This is a genomic window from Teichococcus globiformis (assembly GCF_042646265.1).
Classification (GTDB): domain Bacteria; phylum Pseudomonadota; class Alphaproteobacteria; order Acetobacterales; family Acetobacteraceae; genus Pseudoroseomonas; species Pseudoroseomonas globiformis.
In genome coordinates, this window is record NZ_JBHRTN010000003.1 from 205,341 (window position 1) to 223,843 (window position 18,503).

At 69.1% G+C, this 18,503-nt stretch carries 20 protein-coding genes; 11 read left to right on the forward strand and 9 right to left on the reverse strand.

Going from position 1 to position 18,503, the window contains the following annotated elements:
* The 3 genes from ACFOD4_RS01700 to ACFOD4_RS01710 all read right to left on the reverse strand — a co-directional run bounded on the left by ACFOD4_RS01700 (position 1) and on the right by ACFOD4_RS01710 (position 3,848).
* Positions 1-1,362 carry an acyclic terpene utilization AtuA family protein gene (locus ACFOD4_RS01700; protein WP_379592955.1) on the reverse strand — a complete coding sequence of 454 codons (1,362 nt, stop codon included), beginning with the start codon at positions 1,360-1,362 and terminating at the stop codon, positions 1-3.
* A 97-nt stretch (positions 1,363-1,459) separates the two neighbouring features.
* Entirely contained in the window at positions 1,460-2,425 is a 966-nt protein-coding gene (locus tag ACFOD4_RS01705) for a Bug family tripartite tricarboxylate transporter substrate binding protein (protein WP_379592957.1), read from the reverse strand.
* A gap of 43 nt (positions 2,426-2,468) precedes the next feature.
* Positions 2,469-3,848: an LLM class flavin-dependent oxidoreductase gene (locus tag ACFOD4_RS01710; RefSeq protein ID WP_379592959.1), complete on the reverse strand. Its 1,380-nt coding sequence runs from the start codon at positions 3,846-3,848 to the stop codon at positions 2,469-2,471.
* Between the two features lie 247 nt (positions 3,849-4,095).
* On the opposite strand from ACFOD4_RS01710, the gene ACFOD4_RS01715 reads away from it, so the two are divergent.
* From ACFOD4_RS01715 to ACFOD4_RS01730, 4 genes are all read left to right on the forward strand, one after another.
* Entirely contained in the window at positions 4,096-5,115 is a 1,020-nt protein-coding gene (locus ACFOD4_RS01715) for a LacI family DNA-binding transcriptional regulator (RefSeq protein WP_379592961.1), read from the forward strand.
* 68 nt (positions 5,116-5,183) lie between these two features.
* The gene (locus tag ACFOD4_RS01720) at positions 5,184-5,606 is read left to right on the forward strand and encodes an OsmC family protein (protein ID WP_379592963.1); all 423 of its coding nucleotides are present in this window, start codon (positions 5,184-5,186) and stop codon (positions 5,604-5,606) included.
* Positions 5,607-5,689: 83 nt separating this feature from the next.
* Entirely contained in the window at positions 5,690-6,064 is a 375-nt protein-coding gene (locus tag ACFOD4_RS01725; protein WP_379592965.1) for a hypothetical protein, read from the forward strand.
* Between the two features lie 63 nt (positions 6,065-6,127).
* Positions 6,128-7,054: an SMP-30/gluconolactonase/LRE family protein gene (locus ACFOD4_RS01730; protein WP_379592967.1), complete on the forward strand. Its 927-nt coding sequence runs from the start codon at positions 6,128-6,130 to the stop codon at positions 7,052-7,054.
* A 50-nt stretch (positions 7,055-7,104) separates the two neighbouring features.
* Here the strand turns inward: ACFOD4_RS01730 and map are convergent, their stop codons facing one another.
* The 6 genes from map to ilvD form a co-directional block, all read right to left on the reverse strand.
* Positions 7,105-7,881, reverse strand: coding sequence for a type I methionyl aminopeptidase (gene map, locus ACFOD4_RS01735; RefSeq protein ID WP_379592969.1), 777 nt, complete (start codon positions 7,879-7,881; stop codon positions 7,105-7,107).
* The gene (locus tag ACFOD4_RS01740) at positions 7,878-8,090 is read right to left on the reverse strand and encodes a ParD-like family protein (RefSeq protein ID WP_379592971.1); all 213 of its coding nucleotides are present in this window, start codon (positions 8,088-8,090) and stop codon (positions 7,878-7,880) included. The genes map and ACFOD4_RS01740 overlap by 4 nt, the downstream gene beginning before the upstream one ends.
* 105 nt (positions 8,091-8,195) lie before the next feature.
* Positions 8,196-9,383 carry an MFS transporter gene (locus ACFOD4_RS01745; protein WP_379592973.1) on the reverse strand — a complete coding sequence of 396 codons (1,188 nt, stop codon included), beginning with the start codon at positions 9,381-9,383 and terminating at the stop codon, positions 8,196-8,198.
* Positions 9,380-9,931 (reverse strand): TetR/AcrR family transcriptional regulator, encoded by a 552-nt coding sequence (locus tag ACFOD4_RS01750; protein WP_379592975.1) that lies wholly within the window; start codon positions 9,929-9,931, stop codon positions 9,380-9,382. The genes ACFOD4_RS01745 and ACFOD4_RS01750 overlap by 4 nt, the downstream gene beginning before the upstream one ends.
* Positions 9,932-9,977: 46 nt before the next feature.
* A complete protein-coding gene (locus ACFOD4_RS01755) occupies positions 9,978-10,580 on the reverse strand; it encodes a DUF938 domain-containing protein (protein WP_379592977.1) in 603 nt (200 codons plus the stop codon).
* A gap of 51 nt (positions 10,581-10,631) precedes the next feature.
* A complete protein-coding gene (ilvD, locus tag ACFOD4_RS01760; RefSeq protein ID WP_379592979.1) occupies positions 10,632-12,485 on the reverse strand; it encodes a dihydroxy-acid dehydratase in 1,854 nt (617 codons plus the stop codon).
* Positions 12,486-12,818: 333 nt separating this feature from the next.
* Between ilvD and ACFOD4_RS01765 the strand changes: the two genes are divergently transcribed.
* The 7 genes from ACFOD4_RS01765 to ACFOD4_RS01795 all read left to right on the forward strand — a co-directional run bounded on the left by ACFOD4_RS01765 (position 12,819) and on the right by ACFOD4_RS01795 (position 18,424).
* Positions 12,819-13,847, forward strand: a complete 1,029-nt coding sequence (locus tag ACFOD4_RS01765) for an amino acid ABC transporter substrate-binding protein (RefSeq protein WP_379592981.1) — start codon at positions 12,819-12,821, stop codon at positions 13,845-13,847.
* 94 nt (positions 13,848-13,941) lie between these two features.
* Positions 13,942-14,490: a YbaK/EbsC family protein gene (locus ACFOD4_RS01770; protein ID WP_379592983.1), complete on the forward strand. Its 549-nt coding sequence runs from the start codon at positions 13,942-13,944 to the stop codon at positions 14,488-14,490.
* Positions 14,491-14,581: 91 nt separating this feature from the next.
* Complete coding sequence (locus ACFOD4_RS01775; protein WP_379592985.1) at positions 14,582-15,520, forward strand: tetratricopeptide repeat protein; 939 nt, start codon at positions 14,582-14,584, stop codon at positions 15,518-15,520.
* A 26-nt stretch (positions 15,521-15,546) separates the two neighbouring features.
* On the forward strand, positions 15,547-16,209 hold the full coding sequence (locus tag ACFOD4_RS01780) for an LON peptidase substrate-binding domain-containing protein (RefSeq protein ID WP_379592987.1): 663 nt from the start codon (positions 15,547-15,549) through the stop codon (positions 16,207-16,209).
* Between the two features lie 288 nt (positions 16,210-16,497).
* Positions 16,498-16,665, forward strand: a complete 168-nt coding sequence (locus ACFOD4_RS01785; RefSeq protein ID WP_379593003.1) for a Trm112 family protein — start codon at positions 16,498-16,500, stop codon at positions 16,663-16,665.
* Positions 16,665-17,045, forward strand: a complete 381-nt coding sequence (locus tag ACFOD4_RS01790) for a gamma-butyrobetaine hydroxylase-like domain-containing protein (protein WP_379592989.1) — start codon at positions 16,665-16,667, stop codon at positions 17,043-17,045. The genes ACFOD4_RS01785 and ACFOD4_RS01790 overlap by 1 nt, the downstream gene beginning before the upstream one ends.
* A gap of 26 nt (positions 17,046-17,071) precedes the next feature.
* On the forward strand, positions 17,072-18,424 hold the full coding sequence (locus ACFOD4_RS01795; protein WP_379592991.1) for an FAD/NAD(P)-binding protein: 1,353 nt from the start codon (positions 17,072-17,074) through the stop codon (positions 18,422-18,424).
* The last annotated feature ends 79 nt before the right edge of the window (positions 18,425-18,503 follow it).

Below are 18,503 nucleotides of genomic sequence, written 5' to 3' on the forward strand. Positions count from 1 at the left end.
TCACACGGTCTCGTATTCGATCGGGAACATCTCGTACGGATCGTTCGGTGCGACCACGTGAAAGATGCTGAAGCGGAACATCGGGCCCAGCTCGATGTCGGACGGGCTGAACGGAAAGGCCATGTTGCCCTCCTTGCACAGGCGCCCAGGGAAGTCGGCATGCAGCATCGAGGTGCGTGCCATGGCCACCACGGCGTTGGCGATGTCCTGTGTGCGGGCCACGATCTCCACCACGAAGCCAAGCTCGTGGGACATGATCTGCTTCACCGGCTCCCACCCTGCCATGACGCCGTCCTTGCCATAGGTGCGGACGACCATGGTGTAGTCCTCCGGCGGGACGCCGAAGGACGCGGCTTTGGCCGCCACCTTCTCGCGGTGCGTCGCCAGGTAGCTGTCGATCTGGCCGATCAGCACCGGGTCGCGCGTGCCGCAGATGGTGATGGCGCGGTAGCCGGCGCGTTCCACCCCCTCCAGCTTGACCGTATACTGCTCGGCCGCGGTCCAGCTCATGCCGCTGACTTTGACGGCGCGGTCGCTGATCGCCTCGAACACGCAGTCGCTGGTGTCCAGCAGCCCGCCCGGCTCGGTATGGTGGATCGGGCTGGAATTCTCGTGCAGCGCGAAGTTCGCCACCGCCAACGGCGTGGAGCGGCGGATCGGATTCGGCGGCTCGCAGATCAGGTGATCGTCGCGCACCCGCAGGAAGATGTTGTCCGGCTCCTTCGGCACAGAAGGCTCGGCACCGCATTCCAGCATCTTGCCCGCATACCAAGCCGGGGCGGGCGGGATGCCGGCCCGCATGGCGGGACCGGCCCATTGCGCCGGGTCGCTCGACCGGCCAGCCAGGATCACCTGCGCGCCGCCATCCAGTGCCTTCTGGAAGGGCTCGGGCCCCATCATGCCGACAATGCGCTCGGCGCGCTCGATGCGGGCCTCGTCCAGCGGCGGCATTTTGCCCAGCGGTCGGGTTTGCCCGGCGCGAACCCGCTCGATCAGCGATGGCTTGCTCTGCTCCGAATGGATCAGCGCCATCTTGAAGGACAGGCCTTCCTCGCGGGCGATCTCGCGCACCAGGGCGGCGGTGTCCTGCAGGTGCGGCTCGCCCCCGGCCCCGCCGGAGGTGCCGATGATGCACGGAATCTTCGCCGCCACGGCTGCCATCAGCATCAGCCGCAGGTCGCGCTTGGCCGACAGGCGCGAAACGAAGGACTTGCCCGCACCGAGGTAATACGGTCCAGGATCGGTGCTGCCGCCGTCACAGCCGATCAGATGCGGCTCCCACGACATGCCGATCTTGAGCGACTCCTCGGCGTATCCATAGCCGAGAATGCCGCTGGTCGAGAGCATCCGGTATTCGTTCAAGGCTCGCTCCTGGGCGGCTCGCGCCCGGGCTGGAGGGGATCGGGACGGCACGGCGCGTCAATGCGCCATGCCCGATGGAGGCGGTGCTGGACGGTGCTCAGCCGCGCGGCAGCAGGTTGTTGCGCGCCGCGTCTTCCCAGCGCTGGTCCTCGCGCAACATCAGCGCGGACAGTTCGGCGCGCGGGGTAGGCGCCGGGTCCACCGCCAGGGTCTGCATGCGCTGCTTCAGCACCGGTTCATCGAAGGCCTCGTTGATCGCCGTGTTGAGCCGGTCGGCGATGCCGTCCGGCAGCTTGGCGGGCGCGAACAGCCCGAACCAGCCGATCATCTCGGCACCGGAAACGCCGCCTTCCTGCAGGGTCGGGATGTCGGGCAGGAAGCGCGACCGCTCCGGCGAGCTGACGGCGAGCACCCGGACCGTGCCGGAGGCGAGCAGCGGCATGGCCGTCGCCGTGCTGCCCCAGGCGACCGGCAGGTGCCCGCCCGTCAGCTCGGCCAGATAGGCGCCGGAGCCACGATAGGGCACCTCCACCAGCTCCACGCCGGCCTGCCGGGCGAAGTTGTTGGCAGCAAAGGAAGACTGCGCGTCCGAGGTTCCCTGCGCGATCTGCCCCTTCTGCGCCTTGGCGTCGGCGATCAGTTCGGCCAGCGTATGGTACTTGCTGTCCTTGCCGGTCATCAGCACCAGCGGGTAGCGCGCCAGCATGGCGATGGGGGTGAAATCGTTGATCGGGTGGTAAGGCAGGCTCGGCATGATGTGACGGTTCATCACATGGGTGCTGGTGGCGGCCACGAAGCTGTAGCCATCCGGCCGTTCCCGCGCGACCCCCTCGGTCCCGACAATGCCGTTGGCTCCGGCGCGGTTCTCGATCACGAAGTTCTGGCCGAGCTTCTTGGACAGGATGTCGGCGATGGCGCGCGTGGTCACATCCGTGCCGCCGCCGGGCGCGTAGGGCACGACGATGCGCACCGGGCGGCTCGGCCACTTGTCCTGCGCCCGGGCCGGGCGCAGGGCAGGGGCAGCAAGGGCAGCGCCCAGCAAAACGCGGCGGGTGGTGAGCATGATCTGGTTGTTCCCTGGACGTTTTTTCGGGTGAGCGGGCTTCTCAGGAGGCCTGGCGCATCGCGCCCTTGCGCCAAGCGCCGACCTCGGGGCGCTGCAGGCCAAGGTTCTCGCGCAGCGTGCTGCCGGCGTAATCCTTGTGGTACAGGCCGCGCCGCTGCAGCTCGGGCACCACGTAGCGGCTGAACTCCTCGAACGCGCCGGACATGTGCGTCGCCGCCAGCACGAAGCCGTCGCAGGCACGGGCGCTGAACCATTCCTCCATCTGATCGGCAACCTGCGTGGGCGTGCCGCAGAAGATGGGGAACTCGCCGATGGTGCCGCGGCCGGAGAAATGCACGAAGTCGCGCACGGTCGGGTTCGGCTTGCCGGACAGGTTGACCACGCGCTCCTTGAAGCCGGTCCAGGAGATCTTCTTCAGCTCCTCGTCGGTGAACTCGCTGTCTGGGTCCTTGGAGCCGAAATCGAAGTTCAGCGCCTCGGACAGCAGCACCATGGCGTCGATCGGCTTGGCGAGCGCCCGGATGTATTCGCGCTTCTCCTCGGCGATGGCCTGGGTTTCGCCGACACAGACGTAGCAGGCGGGGCAGACGGCGACGCTGTCGGGGTCGCGCCCCTCAGCGGCGACGGCGGCCTTCAGCTCGCCATACTGCTTCTGGCCCATCGCCATGTTCGGGTAGACCACGAAGATCAGCTCGCCCCAGCGGCCGGCGAACTGCCGCCCGCGCCCGCTTTGCCCGGCCTGGATCAGCACCGGGTGGCCCTGCGGCGAGCGCGGCACCGGCAGTGGCCCGGCGGAGGAGAAGTACTTCCCCTGGTGGTTCAGCTTGTGGACCTTGGTGCCGTCGGCGAAGCGGCCGGAAGCCTTGTCGCCGATGATGGCGCCATCCTCCCAGCTGTCCCACAGCCCCATCACCACTTCCATGAACTCGTCGGCGCGCTCGTAGCGCAGGTCGTGCGCCAGGTGCTCGGTGCGGCCGAAATTGGCGGCCTCGGATGAGTTCAGCGAGGTGACGACGTTCCAGGCCGCGCGCCCGCCGCTCATCAGGTCCAGCGTGCCGAACAGCCGCGCCACGTGGAACGGCTCGTAGTAGGTCGTGGAGTAGGTGACGCCGAGGCCGAGCTTCTCTGTCGCCATGCCGATGGCGGTGATGATGGTGGCCGGGTCCATCTTCACGACCCGCACGCCGTTCTCCACCGCGTCGCGATGGTCATTCTTGTAGATGTCGGGCATCGCCAGCCGGTCGTCGAAGAAGGCGAGGTGGAACTTGCCGTCCTCCAGCGCGCGGCCGATCCGCTGGAAATACTTCGCGGTGGTGAAGTCCATCGGGTTGGCGGGGTGGCGCCAGGAGCCGGGCGCGATGGAGCAGTTCTGCGCCTGCAGAAAGCCCACCATCTTCATCTGGCGTTGGGTGCCGCTCATGGGGCTGACCTTTCTCTGGGCACGGCGCCGCCCGCCGCGTGAGGCGGATGCGGGGCGGGGCTGGCCTGTGTTTCCTCGGGCGCCATCTGCTAGATGCGCAAACGTTGGCGCTTCCTGATCCGATCTAGCGCAGTTCTCCCGCGGTGTGTCAAGCTGGAAGCTGCCTCTCACTGAAGTGTGGGATCGCCAACCCGGCTGCAATTTAGCGCAAACATTTGCGCATCCATTTTCATGCTATAATGTTTGCATGAGCGAGTCCGAGCTGCTGGCGGCCCCGCGCCGCGCCACCATCGTGACCCTGTCGCGCGTGGCCGGCGTCGCGCCGTCCACCATTTCCCGTGCGCTGAAGGGTGATCCGCGCATCTCGTCGGAGACGCGCGCGCGCATCGCCCGGCTGGCCAAGGAGCTGGGCTACACGCCGCACGCGTCCGCCCGCACCCTCTCCTCCGGTCGCTCCGGACTGATCGGCATCGTGGTCGGCGCCTCCGCCAACCCCTTCTACACGGAGCTGCTGCACGAGGCGGCGCGGCAGGTGGCGCCACGTGGCATGCGGCTGCTGGTGATCCATGCCGGCGCCGGACCGGTCGAGGACAGCACCGCCCACGCCCTCCTGCAGTACCAGGTGGATGGCTGCCTGATGACCTCGGTCGAGCTGCCCTCGCATGTGGCGGAGATCTGCCGAGCCAACGGTGTGCCGGTGGTCATGGTCAACCGGCGGCCGCGCATGCACTCTTCGGCCGTCACTGCCGACAACATCGCCGGCGCCGCCGAACTGGCCGAGCTGCTGCTGGCGCGCGGCCACCGCCGCTTCGCCCTGATGCGAACCTCCGCCTCCTCTTCCACGGGGGAGGAGCGGCATCGCGGCTTCGCACAGCGACTGGCCGCGGCGGGGATCGAGCCGCCGCTGCTGTTTGACGGTCGCTCCACCTACGAAGGCGGCTTCGAGGCCGGGCGCGCCCTGGCAGCCTTGCCGGTGGCGGAGCGCCCGGGTGCCGTCTTCTCTGTCAGCGACATCATGGCGATGGGACTGCTGGACGCGCTGCGGCTGGCCGGCATCGCCGTGCCGGGGGAGGTGGCGGTGGTGGGCTTCGACGGCCTGCCCCAGGCGGCTTGGCCGATCTATGACCTCACCACGGTCGAACAGCCGCTGCCAGCAATGATCGGCCGAGCATTGGACCTGCTGCAGGCCCGCATCGCCGGCGCCGTTGCACCGGACGAAACCATCGCCCTGCGGGGCCGGCTGATCTTGCGAGGGTCCAGCGGCTGACAACCCCGGGCATCCTCGGGCATTCTCCCCTTCCGGGCCGCGATGGCCCCCCATGGAGGAGAAGACGCATGAAGAGCACCGGCAGCGCCGTCTGGCAGGGCGGCATCAAGGACGGCAAGGGCGCCATCTCGACCAAGAGCGGCGTGCTCAAGGATCAGGCCTATGGCTTCGGCACCCGCTTCGAAGGCAAGCCCGGCACTAACCCGGAGGAGCTGATCGCCGCCGCCCATGCCGCCTGCTTCAGCATGGCGCTTTCGAAGGCGCTGGGCGATGCCGGTTTCACCGCCGAGAAGCTCGATAGCTCGGCGGAGGTGTCGCTGGAGCAGAAGGATGGCGGCTTCGCCATCACCAGTTCGAAGCTGACGCTGAAGGCCACCGTGCCTGGCATCGACGACGCGAAGTTCCAGGAGATCGCCGCCGCCGCCAAGGCCGGCTGCCCCGTCTCCAAGGTGCTGAATGCCGAGATCAGCCTGAGCGCCACGCTGGGTTGATCCGGCCCCGGGCCGGTGCGGAAGGCTTGCCTTCCGCACCGGCCCGGGTCCAGCCTCGTCCCCACTGGATGGAGGCGAGGCCCATGCTGATTCGCGACTTCCTCAACATCCTTCTCGACGACACGCTGGAAGAAGCGCGGCTACGCCAGGCGCGCGGCGGTGGCGCACTGGCCTTCGCGGGAGCCGAGCGTGCCGTGGAGGAATGCCGCGAGGCGCTACGCGGCGACGGCATGGCGGCCGCCATGCGCGCATTGCTGGCCGAGGCCCGCGCCGCCGCTGCCGTCGCCGCAGGCCAGCCCGATGAACCCTTCTGGTTCGCGCGCGAGATGCATGTGGAATGGATCGCCCAGGTGGTCAGCGTGGTGCTGATGACGGTGCGGGCCGAGGCCATCCTGCCTCCCACCCGCGGCGCCGCCATGGAGGCGGCTCGGCTGATCGGCCTGGCGCCAGGCCGATAGCCGCCGCTTGAGCCGGCAGCGTTTTCATGCGGCAATCAGCGAGAACACCGAGGGAATACCCGCATGGACGAGAGCCGCCTGGTGATCCTGGCAGAGGACCTGCGCTTCCCCGAAGGCCCCGTGGCCCTGCCTGACGGCAGCGTCGCCCTCGTGGAGATCGAGGCACGCCGCGTCACTCGCATCGGCCCCGATGGCGGGCGTTCCACCATCGCCACCGTGCCCGGTGGGCCCAACGGGCTGGCCCTCGGGCCGGACGGGCTGTTCTTCCTTTGCAACAATGGCGGCTTCGCCTTCACCGAGGATGGCGGCTTTCTCCGCCCGACCGGCCAGGCCGCCGACTACCAGACGGGCCGCATCGAAACACTGGACCCGCACAGCGGCCAGGTCCGTCGCCTCTACGACCGTGTCGGCGACCACCCGCTGAAGGGCCCCAACGACCTGATGTTCGATGGCCAGGAAGGCTTCTGGTTCAGCGATCTTGGCAAGTCCCGCCCCCGTGACCGCGACCATGGCGGGCTGTACTGGGCCGCCGCAGATGGCTCCCGCATCGTGGAGGCGGCGCACCCTATTCCCGGCGGGGCCAACGGCGTCGGCGTTTCGCCCGATGGCCGCACCGTCTACGTGGCCGAAACCGAGACCGGCCGCCTTTGGGCCTGGGATGTCACCGGCAGCGGCACGTTGCGCAAGGCGCCCTGGCCCAGCCCGCATGGCGGCCGCATGCTCTGCCAGTTTCCCGGCTACCGGAGGCTCGACAGCCTGGCCATCGCCGCCTCAGGCAACATCGTGGTGGCCACGCTGGTGGCGGGCGAGATCACCACCGTTTCGCCCGAAGGCGAGATCCTGGATGTGGTGACCATGCCCGATCCGTGGCCCACCAACATCTGCTTCGGTGGGCCAGACCTGCGCACGGCCTGGATCACCCTGTCCTCCACCGGGAAGCTGGCGCAGATGCCCTGGCAGGAGGCTGGGCTGCGCCTGCCCTTCGGCTGAGGCGGCCCCGCATTCCGGGGAGGCTACCGGCCAAGCACCCGCGGCGGGTGCTAGGCGCCGGGCACCCACCCTGCCTCGTCCGGACGCAGCGTCAATACCCGCACCCCGTTGCCGGTGACCGCGACGGTGTGCTCGAACTGCGCGGACAGCTTGCGGTCGGCCGTGACCACGGTCCAGCCGTCATCTTCCGTCCGCACCGCCCGGTGGCCCTGGTTCAGCATGGGCTCGATGGTGAAGACCATGCCTTCCCGCAACCTGAGGCCCGTTCCCGGCCTGCCGAAATGCAGCACCTGCGGCGCCTCGTGCATTTCGCGCCCGATCCCGTGGCCGCAGAATTCCCGCACCACGGAATAACCGTTTCGCCTGGCGTGCCGCTCGATGGCGAAGCCGATATCGCCCAGCCTTGTTCCCGGACGCACGGCATGGATGCCCTTCCACAAGGCCTCATAGGCCGTGCGGACCAGCCTCTGCGCGGCGGGGGGCACGTTGCCGATCAGGAAGGTCTTGCTGGAATCGGCGATGAAGCCGCCCTTCTCGAGCGTGATGTCCAGATTGACGATGTCGCCATCCCGCAGGATGTCGTCTTTCGACGGCACGCCATGGCAGACCACCTCGTTGCGCGAACTGTTCAACACGAAGCCAAAGCCGTACTGGCCCTTGCTGGCGGGCCGTGCCCCCAAGCGGTCCACGATGAAGGCCTCCACCAGGTCGTTCACCTGCAAGGTGCTCATCCCGGCGAGCGGGAGCCCGTCCAGGTGGGCGAACACCGATGCCAGCAGGCGCCCCGCCTCCGCCATCAGATCAAGCTCGGCCGGTGTCTTGGTCATGCCGCCGTGGCCGTCAAGGCGCGGGGCTCGACACCGGCTTCCCGCAACTCGCGCGCCACGAGTTCCTGGAAGCTGAGGCCTGGGTTCAGCTCGCACAGCATGCCGATCCTGATCCAGAACGCCGCCTGGGCGTTGATCGACCGGCAGGACGCGCGGCTGGCCCGGCGAAGCTGCTCGTGCAGCTCATCCTCGATGTTCACGATGCCCATGGCAAGCTCCATACTATACGATCCGTATATGAAGCATATAGTGCGGAAGCCGGGCACAAGGAAAGGCCGCAAGCGTAGCCATGCCACGGCGAATGCCAGCCGCCATCAGACCTGCTGCGGCGCCGAGCCGCAGCCCGGTCCTGAGGCGACGCCGCCTGCCTGTTCCGGCGCGGTCGCCGGACCCCATCCCGCGGCGCCTGCCAGCAGGGCGGCGAAACAGCCGAGCGCCGCCGTGCTGCCCGCTGCTTCCCAAGCGAAGCCGAAGAAGGGCGCGCCCGCTGTCTGCCCCAGCGCAACCATCAGAAAGGGCAGGCCAAGCCCGGCATCGGGCCGGTCGGGGAACAACTCAATGCCCCACAGCAGCAGGACCCCACTGGACACGATGTAGGCCAGGCCGAACAGTGCCATCACCGGAAGGGTGGCTGCCGGCGCCAGCTTCGCGGCGGCGAATCCGATCAGGGCGGCGGCCATGGCCAGCAGGGCGGCGCGGTGCACCGCGCCGGTCCCGAAGCGGGTGGTGAGGAGGCCGGTCGCGGCGCCTGCGATGCCAGCCAGGCCCAGAACGATCCAGGCGAGGGCGATCCGCCCCTCTCCGGCCCCCAGCTCCTCGCGCATGATGTTGGCTCCGAAGGTCCAGATCGCCGTGCTGGCTGCGCCCATCAGCCAGCCACTGGCGCAGAGCCCCAGGGCGCCGGGGCGGGCCAGATCGGCCAGGCGCAGCGCGCCGGGCGCATCCCGCCGGGTGCTCGGCGGCACGGCGAGCCACACCCACAATGTCACCGCCGCGCCCGTGATGGCGAACAGTCCGTACAGCACGCGCCAGCCGTCAGCAAAGACCATGACGGCGATGCCGGACAGGATGATGCCGGCGGCCGTGCCGGCATTGATGGCCCCGTTTGCCTTGGCCCGCGCTGATCCGTCGAGGCAGCGCGCCACTACGGCGGCCAGGGGGGGCGAGGTCAGGCCCGTGCTCAGCCCGGCCAGGGCCATCGCGAGGCCCAGCCCCCAGCCCGAGGATGCCAGGGCCGCCAGAGCCAAGCCACAGCTCGCCGCAGCACCGGCGGCCAGGGTGGTGCGGCGCTCGCCGAGCCATTCCCCGGCGGTGAAGGCGAACACGATGCCGATGCAATAGGCCGCGAAGGCGCCGCCGCCGATCCAGCCCGCCGCCGTGGCCGGCAGGGAAAGCTCCTCCCGGATGGCGGGCAGCAGGAGGCCGAAGGCAAAGCGCGCCAGACCGTAGGTCAGCGCGGTCAGCGCGAAGGCGGCCGCGACGAGGTTGATCCGCCTGCTCATGCCGCCGACCCCCGCGCGGCGGCCAGAAGGGTGGCGGCGGCAGCCCGGGCGGCGTCCACGGCCGACATCCCCGACACGCTGGCCGCAGCCGTCGCACCCTCGAACAAGAGCCAGATCTGGGTTGCAAGGGCGGCGTCGGCGCGGCCCAGTGCCGCCGCGACCCGCCGTGCGATCTCGGCCCCGAACTCCTCCTTCTGCCGCCGCACCAGGGCGACCACTTCGGCATTGGCGCCGGCATACTCGCTGCGGGCGCGCAGCAGCATGCAGCCCCGTGCCCCGCGCTCGGTGAGCCATTGTTCCAGCGTCTCGAACAGGGCACCGACCGGATCGGCCACACTGCCCGCGATGCAGTCCATGAAGATGCGGTGCCGGTGTTCCAGCACCGCGAGCACCAGCCCGTCGCGTGAGCCGAAATGCTTGTAGAGGGTGCGCGTCGAGGCGCCGGAGGCGGCAAGCACTGCGTCCACCCCGATGCCTCTGAAGCCCTCCGCCTCGAAGGCGAGCATCGCCCCGGCGATCATGTCGCTGCGCTTGTCCATAGCGATCATGTAAAGCGATCGTTTTACTTTACAAGGTCTCCTGGACCACCCCCGTTCAGGGCGCGCGACGGAACAGTAGCATGCGGTTGCTGGCCGGCATGGCGACAACCTCCGGCGCGCCGAAGCCGCACCGTGCACCCAGCGCCGCCACATCCTCCGCCAGCCTGAGCCCCCATTCCGGGTTTCTCGCCCGCAGGCTGGCGTCGAAGTCCGCATTGCCCCGCTCCAGCACGTGCCCGGCGAAGCGGAACGGCCCGTAGAGCGCCAGCAGCCCGCCCGTCGGCAGCAGCCGCGCCGCGCCGGCAAACAGCCCCTCGGCCGCAGCCCAGGGCGCGATATGGATCATGTTGCTGCACAGCACGGCATCGGCGCGTTCCACGGGCCAGCCCGGCGCGGCGGCATCCAGCGGCAGGGCCCGGCGCAGATTGGGCAGGCCCTCGGCCCAGGAATCGATGCTGGCCCGGCCCTCGGGCGTGGGCTCCGTGGGCTGCCAGTCCAGCCCGGGCAGGGCGGCGGCGAAATGCGCCACATGCTCACCTGTGCCGCTGGCAACCTCCAGCACCAGCCCCGCCTCGGGCAGAACACGCCGCAGCACGTCCAGGATCGGGCCGCGGTTGCGCAAGGCAGCCGGGGCGGAAAGGCGGGGGGTGATATTCATCACTATCCTCTGGTGCGGGTTAGGGGGGCTCCGTCCCTCCCTCGGACGCCTTCACCGCCGGCGCTGCACCTGCGTCACGTCGCGCACCGCACCGCGTGCCGCCGAGGTGGTCAGCGCCGCATAGGCCTGCAGCGCCGCCGAAACCCGCCGCTTGCGGCCGGAAGGTTGGAATGGCGTGTCGCTCTTCTCCATCGCCTCGGCCCGGCGGGCCAGCTCCGCCGGATCGACGGCGAGGTGGATGGTGCGTGCCGGAATGTCGATCTCGATGCGGTCGCCATTCTCCACCAGCCCGATCAGCCCGCCTTCCGCCGCCTCGGGCGAGACATGGCCGATCGACAGCCCCGACGACCCGCCGGAAAACCGCCCATCGGTGACCAGCGCGCAGACCTTCCCCAGCCCCTTCGACTTCAGGTAGCTGGTCGGGTAAAGCATCTCCTGCATGCCCGGCCCACCCTTCGGCCCCTCGTAGCGGATCAGCACGATGTCGCCCGGCTCCACCGCGCCGCCGAGGATGCCCGACACGGCGGCATCCTGGCTCTCGAACACCCGTGCCGTGCCGTTGAACTTCAGGATGTTCTCGTCCACCCCGGCCGTCTTCACGATGCAGCCCTGCTCGGCCAGGTTGCCGTACAGCACGGCCAACCCGCCATCCTTGCTGAATGCGTGCGCGGCGCTGCGCAGGCAGCCGGTATCGCGGTCGGTATCCAGCGTGTCGTAGCGCGCATCCTGGCTGAACGCCGTTTGGGTCGGGACGCCGCCCGGCCCGGCGCGGTAGAACTCCCGCACCGCCTCGCTGGGCGAGCGCGCGATGTCCCACTGGTCCAGCGCGGCCCCGATGGTTTCGCTGTGCACGGTCGGCAGGCCGGTGTGGATCAACCCGGCGCGGTCCAGCTCGCCCAGGATGGCCATGATGCCGCCGGCGCGGTGCACGTCCTCCATGTGGACGTTGGCGGTGTTGGGCGCGACCTTGCACAGGCAGGGCACGCGGCGCGACAGCCGGTCGATGTCGGCCATGGTGAAATCCACCTCCGCCTCCTGCGCCGCCGCCAGTAGGTGCAGCACCGTGTTGGTGGAGCCGCCCATGGCGATGTCGCAGGTCATCGCGTTCTCGAAGCCTTGGAAGTTGCCAATGGAGCGCGGCAGCACCGAGGCGTCGTCCCCTTCGTAGTACTGCTTGGCGAGTGCCACGATGCGGCGCCCGGCCTCGCGGAACAGTCCCTCGCGGTCGGCATGCGTCGCCAGCATCGAGCCGTTGCCCGGCAGCGCCAACCCCATCGCCTCGGTCAGGCAGTTCATGGAATTGGCGGTGAACATGCCGGAGCAGGATCCGCAGGTCGGGCACGCCGATCGCTCGATCACCGCGACATCGGCCTCGGAGATGCGAGTGTCGGCGGCGGCGATCATGGCATCCACCAGGTCCACCTTCCTGGCGCCGGTGGAGAGCACCACCTTGCCCGCCTCCATCGGCCCGCCGGAAACGAAGATCGTCGGGATGTTCAGCCGCATGGCGGCCATCAGCATGCCCGGCGTGATCTTGTCGCAGTTGGAGATGCAGATCAGCGCGTCGGCGCAGTGCGCGTTGACCATGTACTCCACGCTGTCGGCGATCAGCTCGCGCGAGGGCAGGCTGTAGAGCATGCCGTCATGCCCCATGGCGATGCCGTCATCCACCGCGATGGTGTTGAACTCCTTGGCCACGCCGCCGGCCGCCGCGATCTCCCCGGCGACCAGCTGCCCAAGATCCTTCAGATGCACATGGCCCGGTACGAACTGGGTGAAGGAGTTGGCAATGGCGATGATCGGCTTGCCGAAGTCGCCGTCCTTCATGCCGGTGGCGCGCCACAGGCCGCGCGCGCCGGCCATGTTGCGGCCATGGGTGGAAGTGCGGGAGCGATAAGCAGGCATAAGGGCAGGTCCTGGGTGTTTCCGTCTCGCCATCCCTTAGCAAGCGGGGCGCTCCCGCGAAACCAAGGCAATGTTCAGGGCTGTGTTGAAGAAAGAAAATGGCGTGATGAAAGATCGCGGAACCAGCGGACCATCTCCGAGCCCGACATGGGCGGTCCCGGCCGCCTCCGAAGGCAGCGGGCGAGCCGCGCACTCCTTGTGCAACCTATCGCCCTTCTGCCTCCGCCTTGGCCTGTTCCCGCGTTTCCCAACCGCGTGACAGCCGTTTCCCTGGTTGACGCCAAGCCTCCGCCCTCAGCACGCTCCGCCTGCTGACGGGAAGGCATCACAACAATGATCAAACACGGATTCCTCGCTGCTGCCGCTCTGGTGGCCAGCCTCGCGGGTGCACCGCGTCCGGCCGAGGCCGGCGCTTCGCTCGACGCCATCAAGGCGCGCGGGCAGCTGGTCTGCGGCATCCACAACGGCATTGCCGGCTTCGCCCTGCCGGACAGCCAGGGCCGCTGGCAGGGGCTGGACGTCGATCTGTGCCGCGGCCTGGCGGTGGCGCTGTTCAACGACCCGGAGAAGGTCCGTTTCCAGCCGCTATCCTCCTCGACCCGCTTCACCGCGCTGGGCTCGGGCGAGATCGACGTGCTGTTCCGCACCTCGACGCATACGATGCTGCGCGACGTGACGCTCGGCCTGCGCGCCATCACCCCCTACTTCTACGATGGCCACGGCTTCATGGTGAAGGCGAACTCCGGCGTCACCAAGGCTTCCGAAATGGCGGGTGCCACCATCTGCCTGATCCAGGGCACCACCAATGAGCAGGTGACGGCGGACTACTTCCGCAGCAACAAGCTGCAATTCACCCCCGTGCTGTTCGAGCGCACCGACCAGGCCGCTGCCGCCCTGCAGGCCGCTCGCTGCGACAGCTTCGGCACCGACGCGTCGCAGCTTGCCGCCACACGCGCCTCCATGCCCAACCCCAATGACTGGACGGTGCTGGGCGAGCGCTTCTCGAAGGAGCCCTACGGGCCCTATGTGCGGCGCGGCGACGATGAATGGTTCGACACGGTGCGCTGGTACGTCAACGCCGTGATCGAGGCGGAAGAGCAGGGGATCACTTCGGCCAACGTGGACGAGATGAAGGCCACGGCCGCCAACCCCAATACCCGCCGCCTGCTGGGCGTGACGCCGGAACTGGGCCAGGCACTGAAACTGAGCCCCGACTGGGCCGCCAACGTCATCAGGAAGATGGGCAATTACGGCGAGATGTATGAGCGCAGCATGGGCCTGAAGACACCGGTCGGCCTGGCGCGCGGCCCAAACGAATTGTGGACCAATGGCGGGCTGCTCTACGCCCTGCCGATGCGCTGAGCGAAGTGCGCGCGCCGGCCGGCGCGCGATACCGGGCAGCGAGGCTCTCGCCGCCCCCCGTGCACCTTCCGGCCATTCGGCCTATGACGTCGCCATGGACCAGGACAGCCCGCCTCCGCTCACCGCCGCCCGCCCTCCCGAAACACGGGAAGGGCTGCTCGCGCGGATGGAAGCAGCCGGGATTGGGACGCGCACGGTAGGGCATGCGGCGCATTTCACCGCCGCCGACGGGCGGGAGGTGCGCGCCACCATGCCCGGCGCCCATTCCAAGAACCTGTTCCTGAAGCTGCGCAATCCCGGCCCGGCACCCTTTCTGTTGCTGGTCCTGGAACAGGGGCGGCAGGTTTCGGTGAATGCCATGACGCGGCTGCTGGGCGCCGGGCGAGGCCAGTTCGCCGAACCTCACGAGATGTTCGCCGAGCTCGGCCTGTGGCCCGGCACCGTGACACCCTTCGCCCTGGTGAACACCCTGCCCGGACGGGTTCGCGTCGCCATCGACCGCAACCTGGCCGAGGCCGGGACGGCCTGGTTCCACCCGCTGACCAACACCGCCAGCACCGGCATTGCGCCGGCTGACCTGCTGCGCTTCCTGGGCGATCTCGGCCATGCGCCGGAGGTTTTCGATCCGGCCGCGACGGCCTGACCCCACAGCATCGGCGGAAACCGCCTTGCGCACCGGCGTCCGGCACGCATCTATGCAGGCAGGAATTCCCGGAACCGGTGCTTTAGATCTCATGGAAACCATCCTCGACCCGAACAAGCAGGCGCCCGCCGGTGGCGGCGCCGCCATCATCAAGGACGGCGACTCCAAATCCTTCATGAAGGATGTGGTGGAGGCGAGCCGCGAGGTTCCCGTCCTGGTCGATTTCTGGGCCACGTGGTGCGGCCCCTGCAAGCAGCTCACCCCCGCGCTGGAGAAGGTGGTCACTGCCGCGCAGGGCCGGGTGCGGCTGGTGAAGATCGACATCGACCAGAACCGCGCCCTGGTGCAGCAGCTCAGCCAGATGGGCCTGCCGCTGCAATCCGTGCCCACCGTGGTGGCCTTCTGGCAGGGCCAGATCGCCGACCTGTTCCAGGGAGCACTGCCGGAATCCGAGCTGAAGAAGTTCATCGAGGCGCTGCTCAAGGTGGCCGGTGGCCAGATGCCTGCCGCCGACCTGCTGGCCGAGGCCAAGGCCGCGGTGGAGGAAGGCGACCACCAGGGCGCGCTGGAACTGTTCGCCGCCCTGGCCCAGGCAGAGCCCGAGAATGCCGAGGCCCTGGCCGGGCTCGCCCGTTGCCTGATCGCGCTGGAGCAGGAAGACCAGGCGCTCGCCGTGATCGAGAATGCGCCGGAGAAGATCCGCAACCACGCCGAGATCACCGCCGTGCGCTCGACCCTGGAGCTGGCAGCCGAAGGCCGCCGCGCACGCGAGCGCACGGCCGAGTTCGAGAGCCGCCTGGCCGCCGACCCGGACGACCACCAGGCGCGCATCGATCTGGCCGTGGCGCTGAACGCCATGGAGGACCGTGACGGCGCCGCCAGCGCGCTGCTGGAGGCGATCAAGCGCGACCGCGCCTGGAACGACGAAGCCGCCCGCAAGCAGCTTCTGAAGTTCTTCGAGGCCTGGGGGCCGATGGACCCGGCCACGGTGAAAGCCCGGCGTGGCCTTTCCACCTTCTTGTTTCGTTGACGCGGCAGGGAGGGAGCCTGCCGGAGATGGACCCGTTCAGGCCCCGCCCCGATGCCCTGCCAACGGTGCTGCCGATCTTTCCGCTGGCCGGGGCGCTGCTTTTGCCCGGTGCGCGACTGCCGCTCAACATCTTCGAGCCGCGCTTCCTCGCCATGGTGGAGGAGGCGCTGGCTGGTGGCCGGCTGATCGGCATGGTGCTGCCGGACCCGGCGCTGCCCCGCCTCAACAACCGCTCCATACCCTATCGTACCGGCTGCCTTGGCCGTATCGCTTCCTTCGCCGAAACGGAGGATGGCCGTTACCTGATCACATTGCGGGGGCTGGCGCGGTTCGACCTGCTGGAGGAACTGCCCGAAACCCCGCGCGAGGTGCGGCGGGTGCGTCCCGGCTATGGTCCCTACCTGGCCGATCTGGATGAAAATCCCGCGCATGCGGAGCCGGACAGGACCGCGCTGATGGCGGCGCTGCGGCCCTATTTTCATCGCCACGGCATCGAGGCGGACTGGGCGGCGGTGGAGCGTGCCGCACCCGACGCGCTGGTGACCACCCTTTGCATGATCTGTCCGTTCTCCGATGCTGAAAAGCAAACCTTGCTGATCGCGCCCGATGCGGCGAAGCGGGCGGAACTGCTGATCTCCCTGTTGCGCATCGACAGTGCCGGCCCGGCGGCCGGCGGCAGGCCCAGTTAACGGCCTGGGCCGCAGCCGGTCGGCGGCATCCCACGGGCCGGCGCGCAGCGGCGCGGAGGAACAGGAAGGGACCGCATCGAGCGGCCGGGGAGCGTTACAAGGCCCGCATGAGGCGGGCAGGGTCCGGGCCTCATCCCGGTTGACGCGCGCCCGCGCCCGGCGCAGGAATCGCCCGCAATGACGAACCCGAACGATCCCGCCCCCGCTTCTTCCCAGGCATCCGGCGCCGCCGCGGCCGCTGCTCCTGCTTCTGCCGGCACGGCCTCCGGCGTTCCCGCCGGCGGCGCCGTGGATCCCCGCCTGCTGGAGATCTTGGTTTGCCCCGTCACCAAGGGCCCTCTGGTCTATGACCGCGACAAGGGTGAACTGGTGAGCGAGAAGGCAGGCCTCGCCTATCCCATCCGCGACGGCATCCCGATCATGCTGCCCGACGAGGCGCGTCAGCTCGAGGGCTGATGCCGCTCCCCACCGACATCCGCCTACGCCGGGCCGAGCGCGTCTTGGAACTGCGCTTCGACGACGGCGCAGCCTTCGCGTTGCCAGCCGAGTATCTGCGGGTGGAAAGCCCCTCCGCCGAGGATCGCGGCCATGGCGAGGCGCCGCGCCGCCTGGTGTCGGGACGGCGCGAGGTCGGCATTCTGGAGATCGAGCCGATCGGCAACTACGCCATCCGCCTGATTTTCGACGATCTGCACGACACCGGCATCTACACCTGGGATTACCTCTATCAGCTCGGCCGTGAGCAGTCGGTCCGATGGGCGGCCTACGAAGCGGCGCTGGCCGGGCGCGGCCTGTCCCGCGATCCCCGGCACGGCGCTGCGAGACCCGCTCCCTGAGCCTTTTCCGCACAAGGAAGACCCGCATGTCTGAAGCTCCGCCGCTTCTCGCCATTATTGGCGGCGGCTTTTCCGGCACCTGCTTGGCTTTGCAGGCGTTGGCCGCCATGCCCGAGCGGCCCGTGGTGATGTTTGAGCCGGCGAACCCGGGCCTTGGCCTCGCCTACGCAACGCCCGATCCACGCCATCTGCTGAACGTGCCGGCGGGCAGCATGAGCCTTTTCCCGGATCAACCGGCGGACTTCACCGACTGGCTGGCGACGCAGCCCGACGCCCCGCCGTCACCGGCCGAGGGCGGGCCGGTTTTCGCGCCGCGCTGCCTCTACGGACGCTATCTGCGCGACCGGCTGGCGGAGGCCGGTTCAGGGCTGACACACCGGGATGAAGCAGTGACCGCGCTGCTGCCTCGCCCGGGTGGAGGCTTCGTCCTGCAGACCGCGACAGGCGAGCACCTGGCCTCGCACGTCGCCCTGGCCGTGGGCGGCTTCGCTGTTGCGGAGCCCGCCACGCCGCCCTTCTTCGGTAATCCCTGGGATCCGGCGGCAGTGCAGAACCTCGACCCCGAGGCACCGGTGCTGCTGGTCGGGCTGGGGCTGACGGCGGTGGATATGCTGTTGTCGCTGCGAGGGCAGGGGCATCGAGGGCCCGTGCTGGGCATTTCCCGGCACGGTTGGGCGCCGCTGGCGCACCGGCCCGGCGCGCCGCCGCCGGCTTGGCCGGTGCCGCTGGAGCAAGGACCTGGACCGCTGGCCGCGCTGCGCATTGTCCGTGCCGAACTGGCCAAGGCGCTACCGTCAGGGGTGCCATGGCAGGCCGTTCTCGATGGGGTGCGTCCCCATGTGCAGCGCTTGTGGCGGGGCTGGAGCGTTGCCGAGAAGCGCCGGGTGCTGCGTCATCTGCGGGCCGCCTGGGCGGTGCACCGCCATCGGGTCGCGCCCGAGATCGGCGCCTTTCTTGCCGCCGAGCGCGATGCCGGGCGCTTCGAGGTAATGCCTGGCCGCCTGGCCGACTGGCACCCGGAGGACCAGGGCGCCGAGGTGGTGATCCGCCGGCGTGGCGGCGGCGAGGAACGACGCCAGGTAGCGCGCATTATCCGTTGCGTGGGCCCGGATGGCGCTTCTTCCTGGCGAGGCAGCGAACCCGTGGCCGGTATGCTGCGGAGCGGCTTGCTGGCGGAGGATGCGGTGGGCCTGGGCCTGCGGGCGGAGGCAGATGGTCAATTGCTTTCAGCGACGGGAGAGGCGGTGCCAGGGCTGGTGGCGATCGGTCCTCTGACGCGCGGTTTGCTGTGGGAGGTGACCGCGGTTCCGGAGATCCGGGCTCAGGTGGCGGCAGCTCTGGCTCGGCCGCTGTCGTCGTTTCGCTTTCAATTTAATTGAAGGTTTAGGTTTGACGGGTGTGTGTGGTGGTGGTTATAAGCCCGCCCACGCCGCTGGTTGGTCACTGACCGCTGGGTGG